The 10,356-nt window shown below is 41.9% G+C and carries 11 protein-coding genes; 7 read left to right on the forward strand and 4 right to left on the reverse strand.

The genetic code is table 11. The features are described 5' to 3' along the window. Nucleotides 1–48 precede the first annotated feature (48 nt). Nucleotides 49–1,218, reverse strand: coding sequence for an MFS transporter (locus tag ACY3FQ_RS06665; RefSeq protein ID WP_489773728.1), 1,170 nt, complete (start codon nt 1,216–1,218; stop codon nt 49–51). 8 nt (nt 1,219–1,226) lie between these two features. Beyond that, nucleotides 1,227–2,033: a 2,5-didehydrogluconate reductase DkgB gene (dkgB, locus tag ACY3FQ_RS06670; protein ID WP_263507046.1), complete on the reverse strand. Its 807-nt coding sequence runs from the start codon at nt 2,031–2,033 to the stop codon at nt 1,227–1,229. A 110-nt stretch (nt 2,034–2,143) separates the two neighbouring features. Here dkgB and ACY3FQ_RS06675 point away from each other — a divergent pair, with 110 nt between their 5' ends. Continuing rightward, nucleotides 2,144–3,034, forward strand: coding sequence for a LysR family transcriptional regulator (locus tag ACY3FQ_RS06675; RefSeq protein ID WP_263507047.1), 891 nt, complete (start codon nt 2,144–2,146; stop codon nt 3,032–3,034). A 58-nt stretch (nt 3,035–3,092) separates the two neighbouring features. On the opposite strand, the gene ACY3FQ_RS06680 is transcribed toward ACY3FQ_RS06675, so the two are convergent. Next, nucleotides 3,093–3,494, reverse strand: coding sequence for an internalin (locus tag ACY3FQ_RS06680; protein WP_263507048.1), 402 nt, complete (start codon nt 3,492–3,494; stop codon nt 3,093–3,095). A gap of 226 nt (nt 3,495–3,720) precedes the next feature. On the opposite strand from ACY3FQ_RS06680, the gene pyrG reads away from it, so the two are divergent. From pyrG to rodA, 6 genes are all read left to right on the forward strand, one after another. Beyond that, nucleotides 3,721–5,361: a CTP synthase gene (gene pyrG / locus ACY3FQ_RS06685; RefSeq protein ID WP_004696627.1), complete on the forward strand. Its 1,641-nt coding sequence runs from the start codon at nt 3,721–3,723 to the stop codon at nt 5,359–5,361. 31 nt (nt 5,362–5,392) lie between these two features. Then, complete coding sequence (gene kdsA / locus ACY3FQ_RS06690) at nt 5,393–6,250, forward strand: 3-deoxy-8-phosphooctulonate synthase (protein ID WP_005401052.1); 858 nt, start codon at nt 5,393–5,395, stop codon at nt 6,248–6,250. 60 nt (nt 6,251–6,310) lie between these two features. Continuing rightward, nucleotides 6,311–7,600: a phosphopyruvate hydratase gene (gene eno / locus ACY3FQ_RS06695; protein WP_004696631.1), complete on the forward strand. Its 1,290-nt coding sequence runs from the start codon at nt 6,311–6,313 to the stop codon at nt 7,598–7,600. Between the two features lie 7 nt (nt 7,601–7,607). Beyond that, nucleotides 7,608–8,009: a septum formation initiator family protein gene (locus tag ACY3FQ_RS06700; RefSeq protein ID WP_396127221.1), complete on the forward strand. Its 402-nt coding sequence runs from the start codon at nt 7,608–7,610 to the stop codon at nt 8,007–8,009. After that, entirely contained in the window at nt 7,978–8,688 is a 711-nt protein-coding gene (gene ispD / locus ACY3FQ_RS06705) for a 2-C-methyl-D-erythritol 4-phosphate cytidylyltransferase (protein ID WP_058869804.1), read from the forward strand. Before ACY3FQ_RS06700 ends, ispD begins: the two co-directional genes overlap by 32 nt. Nucleotides 8,689–8,801: 113 nt before the next feature. Then, nucleotides 8,802–9,938 carry a rod shape-determining protein RodA gene (gene rodA / locus ACY3FQ_RS06710; RefSeq protein ID WP_058869803.1) on the forward strand — a complete coding sequence of 379 codons (1,137 nt, stop codon included), beginning with the start codon at nt 8,802–8,804 and terminating at the stop codon, nt 9,936–9,938. Nucleotides 9,939–10,019: 81 nt separating this feature from the next. On the opposite strand, the gene ACY3FQ_RS06715 is transcribed toward rodA, so the two are convergent. Continuing rightward, nucleotides 10,020–10,356: hypothetical protein (locus tag ACY3FQ_RS06715; protein ID WP_489773729.1), on the reverse strand; the 337-nt coding region annotated here is incomplete at its 5' end.

Consider the following 10,356-nt stretch of genomic DNA (forward strand, 5'->3'; position numbering starts at 1 on the left):
CCTACAGCAGTGTAGGTCTTTTTTTGATTGGTTCAGCAGTGTAAAGGCTTAAACGGCTCCACAGGCTTTCTTGCTAAGACCGAACTTCATCTGCAGTAAAACCAAGATCAAGGCCATAAAGCTGAGTGCGGCACCTGCATATGAAACTGCTGCATAGCTGAGTTGCATACTCAGTACCGTTGCACCTGCAAAGGCACCTAAGGCATTGCCTAAGTTAAACGCACCAATGTTAACTGAAGAGGCAAGCCCAGGCGCATCTGCTGCAACTGACATGACGCGCATTTGCAGTGGCGGTACTACCGCAAATGCTGCTGCACCCCAAATCACTAAGCCAATTGCCGCACCAACGGTTGTTTGCGCTAATACTGGGAAAACAAGCATCATCACCATTAAAAGTACAAGGAAGCCTATCAGGGTTTTCTCAAGGGATAGATCGGCAAACTTTCCACCCAAATGATTACCAATGGAGAAACCAATCCCGATTAAAACCAACATTAAGGTGATGGTTTGCGGTGATGCCTGCATAAATACGTCTAGGCTCGGAGCAATGTAGGTATATAACGCAAACATGGCGCCCGCGCTCATGATTGTGGTTAATAAATCAAGGACGACAGGCGTACGTGTTAAAACGCGCAATTCTTTTGCTACATTCGGTTTAACCACATCATGATCCTGCGGGAGTGCTTTCCATAGTGCCAATATGGTTATAATGCCTAAGGTTGAAATAGCAGCAAAAGCCATGCGCCAACTGGTATTTTGACTGAGCCACGTTGCAAGTGGCACACCGCCAATATTGGCAATGGTTAGGCCCATAAACATCATGGCGACTGCACTGGCTTGTTTGTCTTTAGGCACAACACTAGCTGCCACCACCGAACCTAAGCCAAAGAATGCACCATGGTTTAAACTGGTAATTAAACGTGCACCCATGAGACTCATATAATCAGGTGCAACGGTTGCCAACACATTCCCGATCGTAAAAATAGCCATCAATAGGATTAAAGCTGTTTTCTTAGGAAAGCGTGCCAGCCATAAGGTCATGAGCGGGGCTCCAATCATGACGCCTACTGCATAGGCACTAATCAGCAGTCCGGCTTGTGGAATTGAAACGGACAAATCGTTGGCAATTTCAGGCAAAAAGCCCATGGGTGAAAACTCGGTGGTTCCAATGGCAAAAGCACCCACCGCAAGCGCCAAAAGTGGAAAATTAATTTTCATAGCGATGCTCAATCCCACATCGGTGCTAATCCCTCAGGATTAACATCGCGTTGATTTCTGTCTAATTGCGTAATTGCCATCATTTCTTCAGTCGACAGTTGAATCTCTTGCGCCTTTAAGTTGGACATCAAGTGTTCACGTTTGGTTGATGACGGTATGACTGCAAAACCACGTTGTAATGCCCAAGCCAAACTAATTTGTGCCGTCGATACCTGATGCTGCTGCGCGATGTGCATTAAAACAGGATCATTCAAAACCTTACCGTAAGCCAGTGTCATATATGAAGTGACATCAATGTTTTGCGCTTGGAGGAAATCAACCAGTTGATGGTTTTGTAGGTAAGGACTGAGTTCAATTTGGTTGGTTGCGATGTTTTCCAGCCCAATACTCTCAATTGCCTGTTGAGTCAGCTCAATATTGAAGTTAGAAATACCAATGTTCTCAGTCAAACCTTGTTGTTTTGCCTCCAATAAGTTCTGCATGAGTTCTGTAATGTTCACACCTGTACTTGGGGCAGGCCAGTGGATCAAGGTTAGATTCACGGTATCGGTTTTTAGTTTATGCAAACTTTCTTTTAAGCTTGGAATCAATTTTTCTGCTGAATAATTTTCCGTCCAGATTTTTGTGGTGAGAAACAGATCTTGACGATTGATACCACTGAGTTCAATGGCTTGACCAACTTCGGCTTCATTACCATAGATTTGAGCAGTATCGACCGCACGATAACCGACTTCTAGTGCAGTTTTCACAGACTCAATGACAGTGTCACCTGTTAAACGGAAAGTGCCTAGGCCGAATTGAGGAACGATATTCATTTTTTACTCGATAACTTGTTTCATGGAATGAGGCTATTTTGTAGAAAAAAGACTTGCTTAAAAACTGGGTAATTTGCAAAATATTATTGACTATTAATCAATAATTACGCATGAAATCAACCATAGAAGAATTAACGGCTTTTGTGAGCATTGTTGATAGTGGTTCTATCGTCAAAGCTGCGCAGCAATTGGATCAAACCACATCGGGTGTCAGCCGTGCCTTACAACGTTTAGAGTCGAAGTTGAATGTGACGTTGCTGGAACGAACGACACGGAAGCTCAAGCTGACCTATGAAGGACAGCAGTTTTTGGCAAAGGCGCGTAAAATTTTACTGGATCTGACCGAAGCTGAAGAAAGTCTGCAAAATACTGATGCAGAGTCATCTGGTTTAATTCGGATTGATTCGGCAACGCCTTTTGTGCTGCATGTAATAGTGCCGTTGATTGAAGAGTTTATGCAGCACTATCCAAAAATTGATATAGAAATTACCAATCACGATCAGGTTATAGACTTACTTGAACATAAAACCGATGTCGCGATTCGGTTTGGTGAGTTAGCGGATTCCAGTTTACATGCCAAGCTGCTTTGTAAAAGCCGGTTATATATTGTGGCTAGTCCTGTTTATGCGCAAAAACATGGTCTACCTAAAAATGCAGCAGAATTAAGCTCACATACTTTGCTTGGTTTTAGTCAGCCTGCACATTTAAATACGTGGCCTATTCAGTTGGAGGATGAACCTTTAACCATTCAGGCCAAAATTAAATGTTCAAATGGTGAAACTGTTCGTCAGTTGGCATTGCAGGGGGCAGGGATTGCCTGTTTGTCACGCTTTATGGTCGAGCAAGATATTCAAGATGGGCGGTTTATTGCTTTGTTGGAAGACCAAATTCAGATTAAAGAGCAGAAAATACATGCGGTCTACTATCAACAAAACTATGTGCCAAAGCGTATTCGCTTATTTATTGACTTTCTTGCCGAAAAATTAAAAGCTTATTTATAAGCCAGCAATAAAAAACCCGATATCAATCGGGTTTTTTTAATCATCTAAATAGTGATGATTAGTTTTCTAAAGCTGGTGTCGCTGCTGCAATGGCTGCTGCAACCGCATCATCTTCAGTTTGCGTATTTGGGTTTGTATTACTTGGACGTGCTTGCGTTGGTTTTTCTTCAGCTTTAGGTGCTTCTGCTTTAGGCGCAGGCTCTGCTGCTGGAGCAGGTGCTGGTGTTTCACGACGGATCTCAGTAGTTGTATTAGGTGTTTCTTCGCGAATCACTTCAACTTGCGCTGGAATCTCAGGCTCAGACGCTGCTAAAGGTTGAAGTTCAACAGTTTGTTGTTGCTCTGTAGTGACGACTTCAACTTGTTCTTGTTCATCTTCTTTAGGCGCTTCTTTCTTTACACATGCTGTTAATAGTAAGCCTGCTGTAATGGCACCACAAATTAAAAGTTTTTTATTCATAATTACATAAAATCGAGTGTTTGAAGGATCGCGCCATTATAACAGCAAAATGCAAGATGAAAATCCTATGAACTTAGCTTAATTTTATCTGCCAAATGCTGATAGAATATCCAATTGTTTATTGTTCTATGAATTGATGCGGATTGACTTTGCTTTATTGGTACAAGGTAAAGTAAAATTGCGCAACATTGCAGGCCGAATTAGGCTCGATTGTACGAGAAACCCAATGACCCATTTTATTTTCGTGACTGGTGGTGTAGTTTCATCACTAGGTAAAGGTATTTCAGCTGCTTCAGTTGCTGCGCTTTTAGAAGCCCGTGGATTAAAAGTAACCATGGTAAAAATGGATCCATACATTAATGTCGATCCAGGGACTATGAGCCCGTTCCAACATGGTGAAGTTTTTGTCACAGAGGATGGTGCAGAAACCGATTTAGACTTGGGTTATTACGAACGTTTCTTGCGTCGTGCGAAAATGACCAAGTTAAATAACTTTACATCTGGTCGCGTATACCAAGACGTTTTAAATAAAGAACGCCGTGGTGACTACCTTGGTGGAACTGTTCAAGTTATTCCACACATTACAGACAACATCAAAGAACGTGTACTTCGTGCAGGCGAAGGTTATGACGTTGCGATTGTTGAAATTGGCGGCACAGTAGGTGACATCGAATCTCTCCCATTCATGGAATCGGTACGTCAACTTATGGTTGAACTAGGTCATAAGCGCACTATGCTTATGCACTTAACTTTGCTTCCATATATCAAATCTGCGGCAGAGTTGAAAACTAAACCAACTCAGCACTCGGTAAAAGAATTGTTATCGATTGGTATTCAGCCTGACATTTTAATTTGTCGTACTGAATATGATGTTGATGCAGACACGACCCGTAAAATTGCCTTGTTCACAAACGTTGAAGCACGTGCAGTTGTGGTGTGTAAAGATGCGCGCAGCATTTACCAAATTCCGCGTACATTCTATGAACAAAATGTTGACGACTTAATCTGTGAACGTTTTGGTTTCAATGACTTGCCTGAAGCTGATTTAACAGACTGGGACAATGTTGTAGAAGCACTACTAAACCCTGAATACACTGTACGTGTTGCAATGGTTGGTAAGTATGTTGAACTTCCAGATGCGTATAAGTCTGTAAATGAAGCGCTTTTACATGCGGGCATTCAAAATCGCGTTAAAGTTCAAATTGACTATGTCAATGCTGAAGAACTTGAAAGCCAAGATGTCAATGAAGTATTGAAAGATATGGATGCAATCTTGGTACCGGGTGGTTTTGGTGAACGTGGTACTGAAGGGAAAATGCAAGCGATTAAATTCGCACGTGAAAATGGTGTTCCATTCTTGGGTATTTGTTTAGGTATGCAGTTGGCTGTGATCGAATATGCACGTAATGTCGTGGGTATTAGTGACGCGAGTTCGACTGAATTCAATCGTTCGACTAAGTCTCCATTGATTGGTCTAATCACTGAATGGTTAGATGAGCGCGGTGAAGTTCAACAGCGTAATGTTGACTCTGATCTTGGTGGTACGATGCGTCTTGGTGCTCAAAAATCAGAATTGGTTGAAGGGACTAAAACACGTGAAGTGTATGGTTCAGCAGATATTATTGAACGTCACCGTCACCGCTATGAGATGAATAACCGTTTTATTCCAGCGCTTGAAGAAGCTGGCATGAAAATTTCGGGCTATTCACCTGTACAGCACTTAGTAGAAACAGTTGAAATTCCTCAACATCCTTGGTTTATTGCTGTACAATTCCACCCGGAATTTACAAGTTCACCACGTGATGGACACCCATTATTTGCTAGTTTTATTGATGCTGCGAAAGCACAGTACAAAAAAGCGAAGTAATTGGGGTTAAGCAATAAACTAGGAAGTTTAAATGTCACAATTAAAACCACAAGAAATTGTACGTTTAGGCGATATACAAATGGCAAACCACTTGCCATTTGTACTATTCGGCGGAATGAACGTACTTGAGTCTAAAGATTTGGCTTTTGAAATTGCAGAGACCTATGTCGATATCTGCAAGCGTTTGGAGATTCCTTACGTATTTAAAGCCAGTTTTGATAAAGCCAACCGTTCAAGCTTGAACTCGTTTCGAGGGCCAGGCCTAGAAAAAGGGATTGAGTGGTTAGCTGACATTAAAAAACATTTTAATGTACCCATTATTACTGATGTACATGAACCTTACCAAGCTGCACCTGTAGCGGAAGTTGCGGATATTATTCAACTTCCTGCTTTTCTAAGTCGTCAGACGGATTTGGTTGAAGCGATGGCCAAAACGGATGCCATCATTAACATCAAAAAAGCACAATTCCTTGCACCTCATGAAATGCGCCATATTTTGCATAAGTGTTTAGAGGCAGGGAATGACAAGCTCATTATTTGTGAACGTGGTTCGGCATTTGGTTACAACAATTTGGTTGTAGATATGTTGGGCTTTGACATCATGAAAGAAATGAATGTCCCTGTGTTCTTTGATGTAACCCATGCGCTTCAAACTCCGGGTGGTCGTGCAGATTCTGCGGGCGGTCGCCGTGCGCAAATCACGACACTTGCTCGCGCGGGAATGGCAACAGGTCTAGCAGGTTTATTCTTAGAAGCGCATCCAGACCCAGAAAAAGCCAAGTGTGATGGACCATGCGCGTTGCGTATGTCTCAACTTGAGCCTTTCTTGGCGCAGCTAAAAGAATTGGACACCTTGGTTAAAGGTTTCAAAAAGCTAGATACACACTAAATTATAAACTCATTGATGCCATCTAAAGCATCTCGTTATTAATCAACTGAGGAATTGTTCATGAGCCAAATCGTTGACATTCGTGCACGTGAAATTTTGGACTCTCGTGGTAACCCAACCATCGAAGCAGACGTAATCTTAGCATCTGGCGTAGTTGGCCGTGCATGTGCACCATCTGGTGCTTCAACTGGTTCTCGTGAAGCTTTAGAACTTCGTGATGGTGACAAAGCACGCTATTTGGGTAAAGGTGTTAAAACTGCGGTTAACAACGTAAACACGATTATCCGTGATGCTTTAGTGGGCAAATCAGTATTTGAACAAAAAGACATCGATAACACGATGATCGAACTTGATGGTACTGAAAACAAAGAAAAATTGGGTGCGAATGCAACTTTAGCTGTATCACTAGCTGCTGCACGTGCTGCTGCTGATGAAAAGAAAATTCCTCTTTTCCAATACATCGCAGACTTACGTGGTCAAACCATTTTGACTATGCCTGTACCAATGATGAACATCATCAATGGTGGTTCGCATGCAGACAATAATGTGGATATTCAAGAGTTCATGATTGAGCCTGTGGGCTTCACTTCATTCTCTGAAGCATTACGTGCGGGTGCTGAAATCTTCCATTCTCTAAAATCAGTTTTAAACAAAAAAGGTTTAAACACTGCTGTAGGAGATGAAGGTGGTTTTGCGCCGAACTTACGTTCAAACGAAGAAGCAATCACAGTTATTCTTGAAGCGATTGGTCAAACGGGTTACAAAGCAGGTTCTGACATTATGCTTGCGCTTGACTGTGCGTCTTCAGAATTTTACAAAAATGGCCAGTACATCCTTGCTGGTGAAGGCAATAAAGCATTCACAAGCAACCAGTTCTCTGACTATTTGGCTGGACTTGTAAACCAATATCCAATTATCTCTATTGAAGATGGTCTAGATGAGTCAGATTGGGAAGGTTGGTCTTACTTGACATCAATCCTTGGTGACAAAATCCAGTTGGTGGGTGATGACTTGTTCGTTACAAACCCGAAAATCCTTCAACGTGGTATTAATGAGAAAGTGGGTAACTCTATCTTAATTAAATACAACCAAATTGGTACGTTGACTGAAACTCTAGATGCAATCTATCTTGCGAAAGAAAATGGTTACTCTACAGTGATTTCACACCGTTCCGGCGAAACTGAAGATTCTACGATTGCAGATCTTGCGGTGGGTACTGCTGCTGGTCAAATCAAGACAGGTTCACTTTGTCGTTCTGACCGCGTAGCGAAATACAACCAATTGCTTCGTATTGAAGAATTGACAAATGCTGCTTACCGCGGTAAAGCTGAGTTTAAAGGTTTAAACTAAGCGACTGATGTCAATGTTCAATGTATTCGACTCGTTGATGAGTAAAGTACTACTAGGCCTTGCGATCATTTTGATCGCAGGGTTTCAGTATTTATACTGGTTTGGTGAGGGTGGTTATCAAGTCCATTTGCAACTCACACAAAAAATCCAACAACAAACTGAAATTAATAACGACTTAAAAGAACGTAATCGTGTCTTGGCGGCAGAAGTGTATGATTTGAAAAATGGTATTGAAGCCATTGAAGAGCATGCGCGCTTGGACTTGGGTTTAATCAAACCTCGAGAAACGTTTATTCAAATGAGTACCATCAGTACTCAATATAAGCCTGTTTATATTAACCCTAACGCCCAAATTGATTTGCGAACCAATGAAGACGATGAGCCTGAAACCCCTCCAGCTACCCCATAAATTGTGGGCTATTATTCCTGCTGCTGGCTCGGGTAGTCGCTTTTCTCAAACTGAACTAAAACAATATCAAATGATTGGACAAAAGACCGTACTTGAACATACGGTTTTACGTCTTAACCAATTGCCTTTACAGGGCTATGTTTTGGCGATTGGTTCAGATGATGATGTCGCTCAAAGTTTGCCTTTTACCAACATGGAAAAAGCACATTTCTGTGAAGGTGGTGCTGAGCGTGTAGACTCAGTGCTCAATGCACTCCATTATCTTTCCACAATCGCTGATGCTGACGACTGGGTCTTTGTGCATGATGCTGCACGTCCATGTGTCACGCAGGATTGTTTATTCAAACTGTTTGATACTGCTATTCAGTCCAATACAGGGGCGATTTTAGCTATTCCTGTAAGAGATACTTTAAAGCGTGTGATCTTGGCGCAAGATATTCAAGAAACCGTTGATCGTTCACAGCTTTGGCAGGCACAAACCCCGCAGATTGCTAAACTGGGGGTGCTGAAAAAAGCAATTGAACATGCACTAGAGGCACAAGCCTTAATTACTGATGAAGCCAGTGCTTTAGAGTTTGTTGGTGAAAAGGTTCAAGTTGTACAAGGGCGCTCCGATAATATTAAAATTACCTATCCAGATGACCTTGAGCTTGCGCGCCTGATTTTGGCGGCACAATAAAAATTATTTGGATTTATTGAGCTAAAACTACAGAAATATGGGTTTGAATGATGTTATCTAAAACACTTTGAACTTATAATTTGCCCTGTCTTTAGCTCATTCAATTTACGCAAATGATACCATCACAGCAGTATCGTTTTTTACGTCAGTCTTTACGTGACGGTAGAAGCATTAAACATGACTCATCTCGTTGGGCTAAATTACATTTAGATCCATGGCTTTTATGTTTTCTTATTTTAAATGCCGTGTTGGGGTTGTTGGTCATTTATAGTGCTTCAGCGCAAGATATGGGCATGGTGTTTCGCCAAGGCACGAGCTTTGCTGTGGGCTTCATTGTGATGATTATCTGTGCACAAATCCCACCCAAGGTCTATCAGGCCATTAGTCCTTATTTTTTCATCTTTGCTGTGATTTTAATGGTATTGGTCTTGGTGGTGGGGGAAACCCGCATGGGAGCCAGACGTTGGATTAGTCTACCTGGTATTGGTAGCATGCAGCCTTCTGAGTTTATGAAGTTTGCCATGCCTTTGATGATGGCGTGGTACTTTGCAGGCCGCGCATTCCCGCCGAAGTTTATGCATATTGTGATTTCGTTGGGTATCATGATGTTGCCGTTTTTATTGGCAGCTTTACAGCCCGACTTAAACCTAGGTCTCTTGATTCCTGGTGTGTGCGTCATTTTCCTCAGCGGTATCTCTTGGCGGCTCATTGCTTTGGCCTGTGGTGCGTTGGCTGTTGTGGCTCCCTTACTTTGGATGTTCTTTTTGCAAGAGTACCAAAAAAAGCGAGTGCTCACTTTATTTGATCCAGAGTCGGATGCATTGGGTGCTGGTTGGAATATTATCCAATCCAAAATTGCCATTGGTTCAGGTGGTTTAATGGGGAAGGGATTCACAGAAGGCACGCAGTCACATTTAGGGTATTTGCCTGAGCACCATACCGACTTCATTATGTCGACGTATGCGGAAGAGTTTGGCTTTATTGGGGTGTTCTTGCTGTTTAGTTTGTTTGCGGCCATTATCATTCGTTGTTTGATTATTGGTATGAACAGCTTCCATAATTTTGGGCGTTTATATGCGGGTGCTGTGGGCTTAACGTTCTTCTTCTTTGTATTGTTAAACTCGGGGATGGTAAGTGGGATTTTACCTGTAACAGGTGATCCATTGCCACTGATGAGTTATGGCGGAACCGCGGTGATTACCATGCTAGCGAGCATGGGCATCGTGATGTCGATTCATACCCATCGCTAAAGTCTAAAAGAATCAAGCCAGCGATATTGCTGGCTTTTTTGTGCTTAAAATAAGAGGAAAACTCTAATGTTTTTTTGAGCTTTATAAAGCACCATATTGTTGCCATGTTTCGCCTGTATGTAGGCTGTCATAATAGTTTTGCAGAGTGTTCAAGTCATAGTATTGCGTATAGGCCAGTACTAAAAGCCCAAAAATTAAAGCCGCCTTCAATAGATTTAAACGCGAATGTTGCTGTGAAAAATAGCCTAAGCTAAGTAAGATGAGTATGACTGAGGGGAGAATCGCAATACTTTCATGCTGAGAAATAAACCTCCAACCATTGAGATAAATCAGAATTAGAATGATTCCAATCAATCCCATATAGTTATGGATCTTTTTATTTACAGATGCTTTAAAAACAGTAATTGTTTGAAATATT

It is taken from the genome of Acinetobacter sp. AB03 (assembly GCF_058107045.1).

Coding starts and splice junctions, on each gene's coding strand:
- ACY3FQ_RS06700 (WP_396127221.1), top strand. CDS start 7,608: ATGTCAATGTTCAATGTATTCGACTCGTTGATGAGTAAAGTACTACTA.
- ACY3FQ_RS06665 (WP_489773728.1), bottom strand. CDS start 1,218: ATGAAAATTAATTTTCCACTTTTGGCGCTTGCGGTGGGTGCTTTTGCC.
- kdsA (WP_005401052.1), top strand. CDS start 5,393: ATGTCACAATTAAAACCACAAGAAATTGTACGTTTAGGCGATATACAA.
- eno (WP_004696631.1), top strand. CDS start 6,311: ATGAGCCAAATCGTTGACATTCGTGCACGTGAAATTTTGGACTCTCGT.
- rodA (WP_058869803.1), top strand. CDS start 8,802: ATGATACCATCACAGCAGTATCGTTTTTTACGTCAGTCTTTACGTGAC.
- ACY3FQ_RS06675 (WP_263507047.1), top strand. CDS start 2,144: ATGAAATCAACCATAGAAGAATTAACGGCTTTTGTGAGCATTGTTGAT.
- pyrG (WP_004696627.1), top strand. CDS start 3,721: ATGACCCATTTTATTTTCGTGACTGGTGGTGTAGTTTCATCACTAGGT.
- ispD (WP_058869804.1), top strand. CDS start 7,978: ATGAGCCTGAAACCCCTCCAGCTACCCCATAAATTGTGGGCTATTATT.
- ACY3FQ_RS06680 (WP_263507048.1), bottom strand. CDS start 3,494: ATGAATAAAAAACTTTTAATTTGTGGTGCCATTACAGCAGGCTTACTA.
- dkgB (WP_263507046.1), bottom strand. CDS start 2,033: ATGAATATCGTTCCTCAATTCGGCCTAGGCACTTTCCGTTTAACAGGT.